Consider the following 15,489-nt stretch of genomic DNA (forward strand, 5'->3'; position numbering starts at 1 on the left):
CTCTACAGCCGCACGGCCGTGACGCGACGTTCGCTCGGGTCGTGGTTGGTGACGACCACCGTGGCGCCCTGAGCGAGCAGCAACGGTCCAGGGAAATCGACCGGTACCGGCTTCGCGTCGACCGGCTGGTCGGGGGTGGGGCACGACGGCGGGAAGGGTGCCGCCGCATCGATCAGGTTGTAGTAGTGGTCAAGCCACTTGGCGTTGTTGAAGCTGACCGCGGCGGTGACGCGGCCGTTGTAGCCGTACGCGGCGACGAAGCGGTGCTCCGACACCGATCCCTGTGCGACGACGACCTCGTCGGCGAAGGTCGGCACCCCGACGGACTTGATGTTGACGCCGAACTGGGTCGACCAGAACGTCGGCAGGGTCAGGTGTGGCCAGCGGTCCGCCTGGAGGCTGACCATGTTGTGTGCCGCGATCCTGGCCTGCTCCACGGCGTTGGCCCAGTGCTCCAGCGAGATGTACCGGTATTCGTAGACCGGGTGCGGGCAGCGTGCCACGTCCCCGGCGACGAACACGTCGTCGGTGACCAGGCCGTTGAGGTCTATGGCGCGGCAGCCCGAGTCACAGGCGATGCCCCACGGGCCGATGGCCAGTCCGGAGTCGCGTAGCCATTCGGTGTTGCGGATGCCGCCGAGCGCGACCACCGCCACGTCGGCGTCGACGGTGCTGCCGTCGGAGAAGTGCGCGCGGCGGAACCGCCCCTGCTCGTCGCCTTCGAGCCGGGTGACCTTCACTCCGCAGCGCAGGTCGACGCCGTGTGCACGCTGCAGTTCCGCCGCGATCTCACCGACCATGGCGCCGAGTGCTCCGACGAGCGGGGCCGGCCCGAGCTCGGCGACGGTCACCGGGATGTCGCGCTCGCGGCAGATGGAGGCGATCTCCGAGCCGGTGAAGCCCGCGCCGATGACCAGGACCCGGCCGGGCCCGGCGGCGAGCGCCTGCTGCAGGCCGTCGGCGTCCTCCCGCGTGCGCACCACGAACACCCCGCCCAGGGCCGCTTCGGCCTCGACGGGCCAGGGCCGGGCCCGCACACCGGTAGAGATCAGGACCCGGTCGTAGGGAACCTCCCGGCCGTCCGCGAGCCGCACCAGATTGCCGGCGATGTCCAGCCCCGACGCGGGCACGCCCAACAGCCACTGCGCGTCGACGTCACGACGCCGGGGCAGCGTGGTTCCCCCGGCCGGCACCCATCCGGTCAGCACCTGCTTGGACAGCGGGGGACGATCGTAGGGCTCGCCCACCTCGTCGCCGACCATCGTCAACGACCCGGTGAAGCCCTCGTCGCGCAGGGCCTCGGCGGCCCGCAGCCCGGCCAGTGAGGCGCCGACGATGACGATGCGGCCGTCGCGCTTGAAGGCCTCCAGGACCTCGACCCTGCTGGCCCTCACCGCGTCGCCTCCACCGCCAGGTCCCGGCCCTCCAGCCGTTCGACGAGGATCGCCTGCAGCGGGCAGGCCGCCGCAGCACGCAGCACCTGCTCCCGCTGGGCGTCGTCCGGGTTCGGGTCGTACATCAGCGCTTCCTCACCGTGCATCCGGAACGTGTCCGGGGCCAGGAACGCGCACTGCGCGTACCCCTGGCATCGGGCAAGATCTACGACAACCCTCATCCCGGCCTCCGTCTCAGGACTGCGAAACCGCGGGATCTGCACACCGCGAACGGATGTTCCTGACCATGAATTCGGCGGGTGAGCATCCGGCGCGGTCGCGCACCGAGATCTCCGCAAGTAAAGAAGCCTATCCCCCAGCCGGCGGTGCGCGGGCCGGAACGGCATCAGCCGAACCCGCGCGGGAGAATTCCCCGCCGGGTGGTGCAACCTCTCGGCGGCCGGGCTCGTGATTACCGGGACTGCACGGATTGGGGTGAGGATGAGCGATCGTGACTCGGCGTTCGCCGAGTACTTCGCGGCCAGGTCGGGGGCCATGCGCGGCACGGCGTTCCTGCTCTGCGGGGACTGGCACCGGGCCGAGGACCTGGTTCAGGCCGCGTTCACCAAGCTCTACGTGCACTGGAACCGGGTGGCACGGCACGAGGCGCTCGACCCGTACGTCCGCAGGGTGCTGATCCGCACCTTCATCGACGACGGGCGGCGGGGCTGGCGGCGGCGGGAGCACCCGCAGGACACCCCGGTCGACCTTCCGGCGGCCCAGGCGCACACCGACGACCGGCTGGTGCTCATGCGGGCGCTGGCCGAGGTGCCGCCGCGGCAGCGGGCGGTGCTGGTCCTGCGCTACTGGGAGGACATGTCCGTCGAGGAGGCCGCGAGGGCCCTGAACTGCTCGGCCGGCACCGTCAAGAGCCAGGCGGCGCGCGGGCTGAACGCGCTGCGCTCGCTGGTGCCCCCACCCGTCAACGCCGAATGAGGAGAGGCACCGTGAACGAGAACGACCTGCGCGAAGCCATGCGCAGCACGCTGGTGATCACGCCGGAGCCGCCACCGATGGACTCGGCGGCGGCGGTCACCGCGGGCCGCCGGGCCGTGCGGCGGCGGATGACGCTCGCCGGCGCCGGGGCCGCCACGGTCCTGGTCGCCCTGGGCGTCGCGGCCGCCGGTCCCGGGCTGCGGCTGGTGCCCGGCGGCTCCCCGTGGGCGGGCCCCGGCCCGACACCGACGATCCCCGCGCCCGCCGACACCAAGCCGTCGTGGCCGATCGACGGCGACGGCAAGCCGCAGGAGGACGCGACCGCCCGCTCCGGTGAGCGCTACGAGCAGGGCAGGCGCGTGCTCGACGGTATCCTGGCGGTGGTGCCGGACGGCTACACCACGCCCACCGGCGACGCCGGGGACGGTATACCGCTGCGCGATCACCAGGCCGCGGTCGAGGGCGACGGATCCTGGGGCTACCTGGCCTCCGCCGCCGTGGCCAGGGACAAGGGCACCGGGCGGCTGCTGGTGGAGGTGCACACCGCGGACAACACCCTCGCCAAGGAGCCGTGCGCGCTCGCCCGCCAGTTCTGGGGCATGGGCGGGACCTGCGAGGAGACCAAGGTCGGAGCGGCGAGGATCGGGGTGGTGGTCGCTCCCGGCAGCGACAGCCGGCTGGACCAGTGGGCGGCCTACCGGTACCCGGACGGAATCGTGGTCTTCGTGGCGCAGGCCCGCACCGCCACGAACGCCGACAGCGGGATGAAGCCGCTCGCCGAGCTGCCGCTGACCGTCCCGCAACTGGCCGCCCTGGCCGCCGACCCCCGCTTCCACCTCGAATAGGAGCGCACGGTCCCGGAGTCACCGGGACCGTGACTTCTCTCGATCTCCACGACCGGTCGTCCCCCGGAAAACTAGACTTCAACCCGATCGAGAGCACATCGAGATCTCCTTCGCCCGCTGCGGCGACGCCACCGGTAAGGCGGGGGAACATGATGACCAGCGCATCGGGGCCGACCGCCACGCTGGCGCCTGAGGAACCCGACTGGCACACCCTCAGCGCTGAGCTCGTCCTGCAGGCGGAGAACGTCGACGAACACCGCGGCCTCGACTCGGCCGAGGTCGAGCGGCGAACCGCCCGCTACGGCCAGAACCGGTTCGTCGCGGGCAAGGTGGAGTCACGCTGGCACGCGTTCGCGCGCCAGTACGCCGACCTGATGCAGATCGTCCTGCTGATCGCGGGAATCGTCAGCCTGTACCCGCTCAAGGAGCTGGAGACCGGCATCATGCTGGTCCTGCTCACCCTCTTCAACGCGGTACTCGGGCTGCGCCAGGAAGGCAAGGCCGCCGCGGCGGTCGCGGCGCTCGAGAAGATGATGATCGTCAAGGCGCGGGTCGTCCGCGACGGCGCGCTGGCCGAGGTGCCGGCCGAATGCCTGGTACCCGGCGACGTCGTCTCCCTCGAGGCCGGCGACATCGTCCCCGCCGACGGCCGGCTGCTGCGGGCCGCGACGCTGGAGGTCGCGGAGTCCGCGCTCACCGGCGAGAGCCTGCCCGTCGCGAAGGGCACCGAGCCGGTCCGCGGCGGCGACACACCCCTCGGCGACCGGACCGACATGGTGTACATGAACACCAACGTCACCCGCGGCTCCGGCGTGTTCGTCGTGACCGCGACCGGCATGTCCACCGAGGTCGGCCACATCTCCGGCATGCTGCAGGGCGCAACGGCGGTCAAGACGCCGCTGACCCGCCAGCTCGACCGGCTCACCAACCAGATTCTCGTGATCGCCGGCGTGGCCCTGGCCATCTCCATGACGCTGAACCTGGCCCGCGGCGACACCTTCTCCGTGGTCTTCACCGCCGCGGTCGCGTTCGCCGTCGGCGCGATCCCGGAGAATCTGCCGGCGGTCGTCACGGCGATCCTCGCGTACGGAACCCAGGCGCTCGCCCGCGCCGGCGCGATCATGAAGCGGCTACAGTCGACGGAGACCCTCGGCTCCACCTCCGCGATCAACTCGGACAAGACCGGAACGCTGACCCTGAACCAGATGACCGCGGTACGCATGACCGTGCTCGGCCGCCGGTACGCCGTCGAGGGCAAGGGCTACTCGTCCGAGGGGCACATCACCCGCGTCGCCGGCGAGCCGATCGTCGCGGTCGACCAGTTCCTGCTGCCGATGGTGCTGGCCTCCGACGCGGTGGTGACCGACGGCGAGCTGATCGGCGACCCGACCGAGGGCGCCCTCGTCACGCTCGCGGCCAAGGGCGGCGTCGACGCCGTGTCGACCCGGCAGGCGTACCCGCGCATCGCCGAGCTGCCCTTCGACGCCGCGTACAAGCTGATGGCGACGTTCCACCGGATGACCGACGACGCGGGTCGCGCCGTCATCCGCTGCTACGTCAAAGGGGCGCCGGACCAGCTGCTGGCACGGTCCACCACCGTGTTCGACGCCGACGCGGGGCCGGTACCGGCCGACGGCGACTTCCGGCGCCGCTACCTGGCCGAGAACCAGAGCCTCGGCGAGCAGGGCCTGCGCGTCCTGGCCACCGCCCGGCGCGACTTCGACCCGGCCACCTTCGATCCGGACGCCGACCTGCTCACCCTCGTCGACGACCTGCAACTGCTGGCCCTCGTCGGAATCGTGGACCCGCCCCGGCCCGTAGCCAAGGCGGCCATCGCCACGGCCAAGTCCGCCGGCATCCGGGTACGCATGATCACCGGCGACCACGCGGTCACCGCCGGCGCCATCGCGAACCAGCTCGGCATCGACGGCCGGGTGATCACCGGCGCCGAGTTCGAGGCCATGACCGACGACGAGGCGCTGCACGCCATCGACGAGGTCGGCGTGATCGCCCGGGTGACCCCGGAACACAAGGTCCGGCTGGTGGACATCCTGAAGCGCAACGGCGACATCGTGGCCATGACCGGCGACGGCGTGAACGACGCGCCGGCGCTGAAGCGGGCCGACATCGGCATCGCCATGGGCATCACCGGCACGGAGGTGACCAAGGAAGCCGCGGTGATGGTCCTCACCGACGACAACTTCTCGACAATCGTCAAGGCCGTCGAGATCGGCCGCGGCCTCTACGACAACCTCACCAAGTACGTACGCTTCCAGATGGGCTGCCTGTTCGGCTTCATCACGTCATTCCTGGGCGCCGGCATCTTCAACATCACCGGCGGCGTGCCCTTCCTCCCGCTGCAGACACTGTGGATCAACTTCACCACGCTGCTGTTCCAGGCGATCGGGCTCGGCTACGGCAACCCGGCCGCGCGGCTGATGGACCGCAGACCCCGCCGGCCGGACCAGCCGATCCTCGACCGGGCGAGGATGGCCTGGCTGGTGACCATCGGAGTCATCATCGGAATCGGTACGCTCGGCGTCATCGAGTGGGCCGAACAACGCTCCTACCCCGCGGACGTCGCACACACCATGGGCGTCGTGACGTTCTCGCTCTTCGCGCTGTTCTTCTCGCTCGCCGTCAAGGACGAGCGCCGGACGGTGTTCAGCCTGGACACCTTCACCGACCGGAAACTCAACATCGCCACCGTCGCCACGGTGCTGACGCTGATCCTGTCCACGGCGTTCGGGCCGCTGCAGAAGCTCCTGGACATGACGAATCTCAACATCCGGCAGTGGCTGGCGTGCGCCTGCGTCGCCGCATCCGTCGTCGTCGCCTCCGAAATCAGGAAGGCGATCCGCAGATAGGCGACGTCGAGGACGGGATGAAACCCCTCGACGAACTGCCCCTCACGTCCCACAACTCGCCGCCTTCGGCGTCGACCAGTGCTTCCGCAAGCTATTCGCCTTTGCGAGGAGGACGTGGTCGACGTGGATTCTCCTCGGCCTCGACGCCATCGGCCAACTCCAACTGGAATCCGTCACTCCTACCGTCGGCGACCGACCGTAGAGCTGTCAGGCAACACTGGCACCCATGCCCCTAGATAACCGAGCCAACCCCGCGGCGCCGGGGCACCAGGTGGTGGAACGGACGGTCCCGGCGGCGGGAGACGCTACCGGGACCGTGCGTGCGTTTCGCCGCAGGCTCACGGCTCCCCGCGGGCTACCGCTCGCCGGTGATGTAGCCGGCCAGTTCCGAGCGCTCGGTCTCCAGCTCCCCGATCCGCTCCTTCACGACGTCGCCGATGCTGACGATGCCGCGCAGCGTGCCGTCCACGAGGACCGGCACGTGCCGGAACCGCCGCTCGGTCATCAGCCGCTCCACATCCTCCAGCGCGGCCTCGGGCGCGACCGACTGCACCTCGGCGGTGTGAATGGCCGAGACCGGCTCAGCCAGCACGGCGGCACCGCGGGCCGCGAGCGCCCGGACGATGTCGCGCTCGCTGACGATGCCGTCGACCGAGGACCCGTCCCGGGATACCACGATGGCGCCGATCCGGTGCTCGGCCAGCACCGACAGCAGCGCCTCGACCAGCGTCTCCGGCGGCACCGTCACGACCTGTCCGCCCTTGACACGAAGAACGTCACTGATACGCATGATTCCTCCCCAGGCCTGGTCCCTAACAGCCTAGGGTGCGACGGCCCGCTTACGCGGCTGTAAGCGCTTCATCATCCACTTTTGGGTCGGGGGCGGGTCGGCGACGTCTGACGTTTTCGTGTTGACTCGGCCGGTGGATCGTCAACGGCTCAGCAGCATCGCGCACTCGCACCACCCGATCGCGGCCCCGGTCTTCGGTGTCAACGTCAACCGGCTCCTGCGCCGGGCCGGCCGGCAGCCGGCGGCGCGCATTCTCGACCTCGGCTGCGGAGAGGCGGCGTGGGCGCTGCAGGCCCTGGCCCACTACCCCGACGGCCACGCGGACGGCGTCGACATCAGCCGGCACGGCCTCGAACGCGCGCAGGCCACCGCCGCCGAGCGCGGCCTCGCCGACCGGCTGACGCTGCACGAACGCGACGCGCGCGGGTACGTGGCCGACGGCGACTACGACCTGGTGCTCTGCGTCGGGTCGACGCACGCGTTCGGCGGGTTCGCCGAGACGCTGGACTCGGCCGGGCGGCACGTCAAGCCCGACGGCATCCTGATGGTCGGCGAGGGTTTCTGGCAGGTGCCGCCGACCGCCGAGGCGCTGGCGGGGCTCCAGGCGGCGCCGGCGGACCTCACCGACCTGGCCACCCTGGTCGACGTCGCCGAGCGTGCGGGCTGGGCTCCGGTGTACGCGCACGTCAGCGACATCGCCGAGTGGGACAACTACGAGTGGTCCTGGACGGGGTCCCTCACCGAGTGGGCGCTGGACAATCCCGGCCACCCCGACGCACCAGGTGCGCTCGCCCTCGCCCGCGAGCACCGCGACCAGTGGCTGCGCGGGTACCGGAACGTGCTGGGCTTCGTGACGCTGGTACTGCGCCGCACCTGAACGCCGGGCCGGCCCGGTCCGGTGCATCTCCGATTCCTTTCTGATTCCTTCCTGTTTGATCACAAGAGTCGGAAGGGGCGATAAACGAGCCTCTATCCGCGCGGTCCCCCGCATCCATTCTGGACGTGTTGTCATTCGCGCCAATGACATCGCCTTGATGGGGAGGGTGACCATGTCATATCGGCGCACGATGTCCGCATTCCTAGCGGCCGCACTGATTGCCACCATGACGGCCGTTATCGGATCGTCGGCGCCGGCGTCCGCCGCCGTGTTGCCGGCGGGCTTTCGCGAACAGACCGTCCTGACCGGCCTTGACCAGCCGATGAACATCGAGTTCGCGCCGGACGGCCGCATCTTCGTTGCCGAGAAGGCGGGCCGGATCAAGGTCTTCGATTCGATCGCGGATCCGACACCGACCCTCTTCGCCGACCTTTCGGTCAACGTGCACAATCAGAACGACCGGGGTTTTCTCGGACTCGCTCTACATCCCGATTTTCCCGCCCAACCGTACATTTATGTGCTCTATACCTACGACGCCCCGCCGGGCCAGACGGCGCCGGTGTGGAACGACAACTGCAGCGCGATCGGCGGCGCCAACGGTGGCCGGTGCATCGTCACCGGGCGGCTGTCCCGCCTGCAGGCGGCCGGCGACGTCATGACCGGAACCGAACAGGTGCTCCTGCACGACTGGTGCCAGCAGTTCTCCTCGCACTCGATCGGCGACCTGCACTTCGGCGCGGACGGCATGCTCTACGTCAGCGCCGGCGACGGCGCCAGCTTCAATGCCGTCGACTACGGGCAGCTCGGCACGCCGCTCAACCCGTGCGCCGACCCGCCCGGCGGCACGATGGCGCCGCCCACCGCCGAGGGCGGGGCGCTGCGCTCACAGGACGTCCGCACGCCGGCCGACCCGGCCGGGCTCGACGGCACGATCCTGCGCCTCGACCCGCTCACCGGGGAGGCCGCGGCCGGCAACCCGGCCGGCGCGTCGGCGGACCCCAACACCCGGCGGATCGTCGCGCACGGCCTGCGCAACCCGTACCGGTTCGCGATGCGGCCCGGCACGAGCGAGGTGTGGCTCGGCGACGTCGGCTGGAACACCTGGGAGGAGATCAACCGCCTGACCAGCCCGACCGCGGCGGTCACCAACTTCGGCTGGCCGTGCTTCGAGGGAACCGCCCGGCAGGCCGGGTACGACGGCGCCAACGTCAACCTGTGCGAGGGCCTGTACACCGCGGGCGGGCAGGCGTCGCCGCACTACGCGTACCAGCACACCGAGAAGGTGGTCGCCGGGGAGGCCTGCCCGACCGGCGGCTCCAGCACCTCCGGCGTGGCGTTCCTCCCGGCCGCGGGCGGCGACTATCCGGCCGCGTACGCCGGTGCGGTGTTCTTCGCCGACTACACCCGCGACTGCATCTGGGCGATGCAGCCGGCCGCGCCCGGTGGGGTGCCGGTCGCGGCGAACCGGGTGACCTTCGTCGCGGCGGCGGCGAACCCGGTCGACCTGGCGATCGGGCCGGGCGGCGACCTGTACTACGCCGACGCGGGCGGCTCCGTGCGCAGGATCCGTTACTTCGCCGGTAACCAGCCGCCGAACGCGGTCCTCGTCGCGTCGCCGACCACCGGGCCCGGGCCGCTGACCGTCTCCTTCGACGCGACCTCCTCGACCGACCCGGACCCGGCCGACGAGGGCCTGCTCCGCTACGAGTGGGACTTCACCGACGACGGCACCGTCGACGCGCGGACGCCGACCGCGACCTACACGTATCCGCCCGGCGGGCCGTACACGGCGCGGCTGCGGGTGGTGGACACCCTCGACGTCGCCGACGCGCAGACCGTCGAGATCCGGGCCGGCAACACGCCGCCGGAGGCCTTCGTCGACGCGCCGGCGGCCGGCTCGACCTTCGCCGTCGGCGACACGATCACCTTCGCCGGGCACGCCACCGACCCCGAGCTGGGCGCCCTGCCCGCGTCCGCCCTGCGGTGGCGGCTGCTGCAGTACCACTGCTTCACGCTGGACAACTGCCACATCCACACCGTGCAGGAGTGGAACGGGGTCTCCGGGGCGTCGTTCCCGGCGCCGGACCACGAGTATCCGTCGTACCTGGAGCTTGTGCTGACCGCGACCGACTCCGGCGGGCTGTCGGCGACGAGCACCCGGCGCATCGACCCGCGCACGGTCGACCTGACGTTCCACAGCAACCCGCCCGGGCTGCGGCTGGCGGTGGGCAGCACCGAGCAGACCACCCCGTTCACCCGCACGGTCATCCAGGGCTCGGAGAACACGGTCAGCGCCGTCACCCCGCAGTCCGACGGCGGTACCGCGTACGTCTACGCCGCCTGGTCCGACGCGGGCGCGCAGACCCACGTCGTCGTCGCGCCGACGACGCCGAAGACCTACACGGCGACCTTCGTACGGCAGCGGCTGCCGCAGTCGCAGCTGCGGGTGCGGTCCGTCGACAGCCAGGAGACCACCGGCCCCGCCACGAACGCGCTCGACGGCAATCCGGCCACCCACTGGCACACCCAGTGGGTGGCCGCCGATCCCAAGCATCCGCACCAGGTCACCCTGGATCTCGGCGCGACGTACAGCGTGACCGGCCTGTCCTATCTGCCCCGGCAGAACTCGACAAACGGCCGCATCGCCCGCTACGAGGTGTCCGTCTCCACCGACGGCACCGCCTGGGGCACACCCGTAGCCACCGGCACCTGGCCGAACAGCACCGCCGAGCAGACGGTCACCTTCGCCGGCAAGACCGGCCGCTACCTGCGGCTCCGGGCGCTCTCGGAGGTGGCGGGCCGGGCCTGGACGACGGCGGCCGAGCTCAACGTGGCCGTCGCGCAGCGGGTGCCGCGGGTGACGATGAAGGTCCGCTCGGCCGACAGCCAGGAGACCGTCGGCGAGGACGGCCGGGCGGTCAACGTGCTGGACGGCAACACGGCCACGTACTGGCACACCCAGTGGCAGGCCGCCGCGCCACCGCATCCGCACGAGATCCAGCTCGACCTGGGCCGCGCGGGCAGCGTCAGCTGCGTCTACTACCGGCCCCGGCAGAACAGCCCCAACGGCCGGATCGCCGGCTACGAGGTGTACACCTCCACCGACGGCGCGACCTGGGGCACGCCGGCGGCGACCGGCACCTGGCTGAACAACGTGGCCGAGCAGAACGCCTGCTTCAGCGCGCGGACCGCCCGCTACGTCCGGCTCCGGGCGCTGTCGGAGGTGGCCGGGCGGCCCTGGACCAGCGCGGCGGAGGTCGGCGTAATGGGCAGATGATCCCGCCGCCCCGGGCACTCCCGCCGCGCCCGGGGCGGGGCTAGGATTCCGTCCACATAGATCCTGCGGCGATTCGAGGGGACACAGCCGTGACGGACACGCCCGCTACCGGTGCCGAGCTGCACGACATGCTCAACACCGAGGTCGCACACTCGGCTCGGTTGTGGAACTACCTGCTCGGCGGCAAGGACAACTTCGCCGCCGACCGGGAGGCCGCCGAGTACGCACTGGCCCTCATGCCCGAGCTCGTGCAGTCCGCCCGGGCGAACCGGGAGTTCCTCGGCCGGGTGGTGCGCCACCTGGCCGGCGAGGCGGGCATCCGGCAGTTCCTCGACATCGGCACGGGCCTGCCGACGGCGAACAACACGCACGAGGTCGCCCAGGCCGTCGCGCCCGGCAGCCGGATCGTCTACGTCGACAACGACCCGATGGTGCTCGTGCACGCCCGGGCCCTGCTGACCAGCACCTCGGAGGGCGCGACCGACTACATCGACGCCGACGCCAACGACGTCGAAAGGATCCTGCAGGACGCGGCGAAGACGCTCGACTTCACCGAGCCGATCACGATCATGCTGCTCGGCATCGTCAACTTCATCGTCGACGACGCCGCGGCGCACGCGGTGGTCGCTCGCCTGGTCGAGGCGGTTCCGCCCGGCAGCTACCTGGTCATCTCGCACCCGACCCTTGAGGTCAACGGTCCCGCGGTGGAGCAGTCGATGCGCCAGTGGAACGAGAGCGGCGCCGCGCCGATCACCGCGCGCAGCCGCGACGAGATCGCCGGCTTCTTCGACGGCCTGGAGCTGCTCGACCCGGGCGTCGTCACCTGCTCGGCGTGGCGTCCCGACCCGCGGCATCCCGGGATCACCGACAAGGTCTCCGAGTTCGCCGGCGTCGGTCGCAAACCGGCCTGATCCGGACCCGGCCCGGAGAGCCGCGGCTCCGCAGCGAATCGCGCCCGTTTTGTCCGTTTATCCGCGCGCCTGACCGGCCGCCGCCGGAGCAGGCCGGACCATGAGGACATGCTGCTCAAGATCGTCCTCACCGGGGCGCTCGCCGTCGCCGGCACGCCGCTCCCGGGTTCCGCCCTGGCGGACACCGGGTCGCCCTCGTCGATCTGGGCCCAGGACGGGCACGGGCCGGGCAACAACACCTGGAACCCGCACGAGCGGATCGTCACCGCCCGCAGCGTCGCCGGCCTGAAGCTGCGCTGGCGCGTCGACTCGGGGCCCGAGGCCGACCGCTGCGGCCGGGCCGGCACGCCACCCGTGGTCGCCAACAGCCGCGTCTTCGCCCTCGACCACGCCACGAACGGCATCACGGCGTACGACGCCAAGACCGGCGAGCGGCTCTGGCGCTTCAGCTCGGCCTCCTTCGACGCGCTGGGCATGGCGGTGGCCGGCAACCGGCTGATCGCCGTCGGCGCGAGGTGCGGCGCCCGGTCCACAGCGGGTTCCCGGGTTGTCGCGCTGGACGTCAAGACCGGGGCCGTACGCTGGAAGACGTCGACGCACCTGCGCATCTCCTCGTTCGTCGTGGACGCGGGCACGGTGGTCGCATCGACCTACGACGGCGCCGGGCCCGATCCCGGGGCCGGCTCGGTCGCCTTCCGTACCTCCGACGGCGTTCGCCGGTGGGAACGCGACGACGTCCTCGCCGGACAGGTGTCGGCGCGCGGCCGGGTGCTGATGGCCGACCGGACCGCCGGGACCTGGACGGCGGTCTCCGCCGACACGGGACGGCGGATCTGGCACACCGGCATCGAGACCACCGCCGAGGCGGCGGACCCGACCGGCAGCCGGTTCTACCTCACCAACGCGCGGGGGATGCGCTCGGTGGAGGCTGCCTCGGGCCGGCCGCTCTGGCGGATACCCGGGATGAGCGGTCCCGTCTGCGACGACGGCCGGCGCCTCTACCTGGGCGGCGGGGAGTTCCACACGGGCACCGGCGTCGCCGTCGTCAGCGCCTGGGAGCCGGCGACGGGGAGGCTGCTGTGGTGGCGCGGCCTGGACGGCACCCAGCGGATGGTCCGCGCGACCGACCTGCTCCTCGCCGGCAGCGGCGATCAGCTCGCGTTCCTGTCTCCGGAGGACGGCTCCTGGGCCGCCGCCCCGAGCGGCCTCGCCCCGATGAACAGCCACCCGGTCGTCGCCGGCGGCAAGCTCTACATCACCGACCGGACGGAGCTTCGGGTGTACGCACCCTGAGCCGTCGCGGTTGCGCGAGGCTGCGAGCATCGCCGGGTGCGAACCTCACCGCGGGGCGCCGGGACCGGCGGCGGCCGGCGGCGCGGACTCGTCGTCGCGGCGTTCGCCGTGGTTGTCGCCGGCCTGCTGGCGTTCCACGCCGCCGTGCCGAACACGCCCGGGCACCTGGGCAGCCTCCTGGAGACGTTCCTGCCCTGGCTCGGCCTGAGCATCCCGGTGCTCCTCGGCCTGGCGCTGTGGCGCCGGCCGGCCGTCTGCCTGCCCGCCGTGCTGCTGGTCGTGCTCGCCTGGTCCGGCCTCTTCGGCCGTTGTCTGCTGCCGGAGCGGGACCGGCCCTACGACGTCACCGCGGTCCAGCACAACGTCAGCGACGAGAACGCCGACCCGGCGGCGACGGTGCGCGCACTCCTCGAGGTCCGGCCGGACCTGGTCGCCCTGGAGGAGCTGACCCCCGCCGCGCTGCCCGAATACGCCGCGGCGTTCCCGCCGGAGTATCCGCACCACACCGTGCACGGCACCGTTGGCCTGTGGTCGCGCTACCCGCTCGCCGAGGCGCGCCCGGTGGACATCAGGCCGCGGGACCTCGGCGCCGGCTGGAACCGCGGCCTGCGGGCCACCGCGCGTACCCCGCACGGCGACGTCGCCGTCTACGTCGCACACCTGCCCTCGGTGCGCCTCGGGCTCACCGGGTTCGACTGCGCGCGGCGCGACGAGAGCGCCGCCCTGCTCGCCGCGAACATCGCCGCCGAGCCGCTCGGCCGGGTGATCCTGCTGGGAGATCTGAACAACACGGTGCACGACCGGGGCCTCGAACCGATCGGCTCGCTGCTGACCACGGCGGAGGCGGACTTCGCCTTCAGCTGGCCTGCGGGTTCGCCGGTCGCGCGGATCGATCAGATCATGGTCCGGTCGTCGACGGTCACCGAGGTCTGGGCGCTGCCCGCGACCGGAAGCGACCACCTGCCCATCGCCGCGCGGATCAGGCTCCGGGACCCCGGGCCGTGACGGCGCGGCTCCGGCCGGCCCGGCCCGGGGTCAGCACCGGAGCAGGCCGGCGCGCCGCTTGGCCTCCAGCACGTGTACGGCCGCGTCGTCGACCCGGGCCGCGAAGGCCGGCGACCGGCGGGCCTCCCCGATCAGGGCGGCGGTCATCGGCCCGGCGTCCTGCGGCCGGATCGTCAGCACCAGGTCGCCGCCCGCGCGCACGAAGCGGACCGCGCGCTGCCCGGCCGGCACCGCTCGCGCCGCCCGCGCCGCGCCGAGGTCGTCGGACATGACCAGGCCGCGGTAGCCGAGGCGGTCGCGCAGCAGCCCGGTGACGATCGGGGCCGAGAACGCGGCGATGTCGTCGGGGTCCAGGCGCGGATAGGAGGCCGAGGAGATCATCACCCCGGCCGAGCCGGCGTCGATGCCGGCCACGAACGGCTCGAGGTACTCGTCGTCGACGGTCGCCGCGCGGTCGACCGCCCTCGTGGACGTGTCGGTGTTGGCACGCACCCTGCCCAGACCCGGGAAGTGCTTGAGGATCGTCAGGACACCCGCGCCCTGCGACGCCGGCACGACCGCACGGATGTCGTCGGCGACCCGGCCGGGCTCGGAGCCGTACTCCCGGCCGAACGCCCCGATGGGCGGATTGCCCTCACCCAGTCCCGCCGGCACCGTGTCCGCCACCGGCGCGAGGTTGACCGTGACACCGATCCCCGAGAGCCGCCGCGCACTGTCGCGCACGGCGTCGCGCAGCAACGCCTGCGAGGACCCGCCGAGCCGCCGCGCCGACGGGATCAGCGGGAAGTCGGGCCCCTTGAGGGTCTGCACGCTGCCGCCCTCCTGATCGAGCGCGACCAGCAACGGCAGCGCGGAGCCGCCCTGCAGTGCGGCGATGTCCGAACGCAACGCGGCGGCGGAGCGCTTGCTGCGGCCGGCCAGGAACACGCCGCCGAGGTGGTGCCGCCGCACCACGGCCCTCAGGCCGCGCGGGCGGTCGACCGGCGTACCCACCATGAGCAGTTGCCCGGCCCGCTCCTCTGGCGAGAGGCGGGCGACCGCCCGGGCGCACGCCGGCGCACCGGGCGGGGGCGCGGCGGACGCCGACGCCGAGGGCGGCGCCGACGCGGCCGGCGAGGCGGGCGCGCCGGAGGCCGTCGGCGGTGGACCGTCGTTCGTGGCCGGCCGGAGGGCGAGGGCGACGACCACGGTCGCCACCACGGCTCCGACGCTCAACCACCGCACGCGCTGTCTCATCCCGACCAACGCTATCGGG

The 15,489-nt window shown here is 72.1% G+C and carries 12 protein-coding genes; 8 read left to right on the forward strand and 4 right to left on the reverse strand.

Features of this window, described 5'->3' with window-relative positions; translation table 11 throughout:
- Nucleotides 1-2: 2 nt before the first annotated feature.
- Both AB0B58_RS17180 and AB0B58_RS17185 read right to left on the reverse strand, forming a co-directional pair.
- Complete coding sequence (locus AB0B58_RS17180; RefSeq protein WP_360224317.1) at nt 3-1,394, reverse strand: FAD/NAD(P)-binding oxidoreductase; 1,392 nt, start codon at nt 1,392-1,394, stop codon at nt 3-5.
- The gene (locus AB0B58_RS17185) at nt 1,391-1,615 is read right to left on the reverse strand and encodes a ferredoxin (protein WP_360224319.1); all 225 of its coding nucleotides are present in this window, start codon (nt 1,613-1,615) and stop codon (nt 1,391-1,393) included. The genes AB0B58_RS17180 and AB0B58_RS17185 overlap by 4 nt, the downstream gene beginning before the upstream one ends.
- Before the next feature lie 259 nt (nt 1,616-1,874).
- Between AB0B58_RS17185 and AB0B58_RS17190 the strand changes: the two genes are divergently transcribed.
- The 3 genes from AB0B58_RS17190 (at nt 1,875) to AB0B58_RS17200 (ending at nt 6,081) form a co-directional block, all read left to right on the forward strand.
- Entirely contained in the window at nt 1,875-2,369 is a 495-nt protein-coding gene (locus AB0B58_RS17190) for a SigE family RNA polymerase sigma factor (RefSeq protein WP_360224321.1), read from the forward strand.
- A gap of 11 nt (nt 2,370-2,380) precedes the next feature.
- The gene (locus AB0B58_RS17195) at nt 2,381-3,214 is read left to right on the forward strand and encodes a hypothetical protein (RefSeq protein WP_360224323.1); all 834 of its coding nucleotides are present in this window, start codon (nt 2,381-2,383) and stop codon (nt 3,212-3,214) included.
- A 149-nt stretch (nt 3,215-3,363) separates the two neighbouring features.
- On the forward strand, nt 3,364-6,081 hold the full coding sequence (locus AB0B58_RS17200) for a cation-transporting P-type ATPase (RefSeq protein ID WP_360224325.1): 2,718 nt from the start codon (nt 3,364-3,366) through the stop codon (nt 6,079-6,081).
- Between the two features lie 355 nt (nt 6,082-6,436).
- On the opposite strand, the gene AB0B58_RS17205 is transcribed toward AB0B58_RS17200, so the two are convergent.
- Complete coding sequence (locus AB0B58_RS17205) at nt 6,437-6,871, reverse strand: CBS domain-containing protein (protein WP_360224327.1); 435 nt, start codon at nt 6,869-6,871, stop codon at nt 6,437-6,439.
- Between the two features lie 133 nt (nt 6,872-7,004).
- On the opposite strand from AB0B58_RS17205, the gene AB0B58_RS17210 reads away from it, so the two are divergent.
- The 5 genes from AB0B58_RS17210 to AB0B58_RS17230 all read left to right on the forward strand — a co-directional run bounded on the left by AB0B58_RS17210 (nt 7,005) and on the right by AB0B58_RS17230 (nt 14,234).
- On the forward strand, nt 7,005-7,748 hold the full coding sequence (locus AB0B58_RS17210; protein WP_360224329.1) for a class I SAM-dependent methyltransferase: 744 nt from the start codon (nt 7,005-7,007) through the stop codon (nt 7,746-7,748).
- Nucleotides 7,749-7,974: 226 nt separating this feature from the next.
- The gene (locus AB0B58_RS17215) at nt 7,975-11,025 is read left to right on the forward strand and encodes a discoidin domain-containing protein (protein WP_360224331.1); all 3,051 of its coding nucleotides are present in this window, start codon (nt 7,975-7,977) and stop codon (nt 11,023-11,025) included.
- Nucleotides 11,026-11,153: 128 nt separating this feature from the next.
- Complete coding sequence (locus AB0B58_RS17220) at nt 11,154-11,936, forward strand: SAM-dependent methyltransferase (protein WP_360224786.1); 783 nt, start codon at nt 11,154-11,156, stop codon at nt 11,934-11,936.
- 108 nt (nt 11,937-12,044) lie between these two features.
- Nucleotides 12,045-13,229, forward strand: coding sequence for a PQQ-binding-like beta-propeller repeat protein (locus tag AB0B58_RS17225; protein WP_360224333.1), 1,185 nt, complete (start codon nt 12,045-12,047; stop codon nt 13,227-13,229).
- Between the two features lie 36 nt (nt 13,230-13,265).
- Nucleotides 13,266-14,234: an endonuclease/exonuclease/phosphatase family protein gene (locus tag AB0B58_RS17230; protein ID WP_360224335.1), complete on the forward strand. Its 969-nt coding sequence runs from the start codon at nt 13,266-13,268 to the stop codon at nt 14,232-14,234.
- A 30-nt stretch (nt 14,235-14,264) separates the two neighbouring features.
- Here the strand turns inward: AB0B58_RS17230 and AB0B58_RS17235 are convergent, their stop codons facing one another.
- Nucleotides 14,265-15,470, reverse strand: a complete 1,206-nt coding sequence (locus AB0B58_RS17235; RefSeq protein WP_360224337.1) for a glycoside hydrolase family 3 N-terminal domain-containing protein — start codon at nt 15,468-15,470, stop codon at nt 14,265-14,267.
- Nucleotides 15,471-15,489 lie beyond the last annotated feature (19 nt).

The organism is Actinoplanes sp. NPDC049118, assembly GCF_040648555.1.
Classification (GTDB): domain Bacteria; phylum Actinomycetota; class Actinomycetes; order Mycobacteriales; family Micromonosporaceae; genus Actinoplanes.

Excerpts from the sequence above, each read along its gene's own strand:
- AB0B58_RS17225 (WP_360224333.1), top strand. The coding sequence starts at position 12,045 with ATGCTGCTCAAGATCGTCCTCACCGGGGCGCTCGCCGTCGCCGGCACG.
- AB0B58_RS17220 (WP_360224786.1), top strand. The coding sequence starts at position 11,154 with ATGCTCAACACCGAGGTCGCACACTCGGCTCGGTTGTGGAACTACCTG.
- AB0B58_RS17200 (WP_360224325.1), top strand. The coding sequence starts at position 3,364 with ATGATGACCAGCGCATCGGGGCCGACCGCCACGCTGGCGCCTGAGGAA.
- AB0B58_RS17215 (WP_360224331.1), top strand. The coding sequence starts at position 7,975 with ATGACGGCCGTTATCGGATCGTCGGCGCCGGCGTCCGCCGCCGTGTTG.
- AB0B58_RS17235 (WP_360224337.1), bottom strand. The coding sequence starts at position 15,470 with ATGAGACAGCGCGTGCGGTGGTTGAGCGTCGGAGCCGTGGTGGCGACC.
- AB0B58_RS17185 (WP_360224319.1), bottom strand. The coding sequence starts at position 1,615 with ATGAGGGTTGTCGTAGATCTTGCCCGATGCCAGGGGTACGCGCAGTGC.
- AB0B58_RS17190 (WP_360224321.1), top strand. The coding sequence starts at position 1,875 with ATGAGCGATCGTGACTCGGCGTTCGCCGAGTACTTCGCGGCCAGGTCG.
- AB0B58_RS17205 (WP_360224327.1), bottom strand. The coding sequence starts at position 6,871 with ATGCGTATCAGTGACGTTCTTCGTGTCAAGGGCGGACAGGTCGTGACG.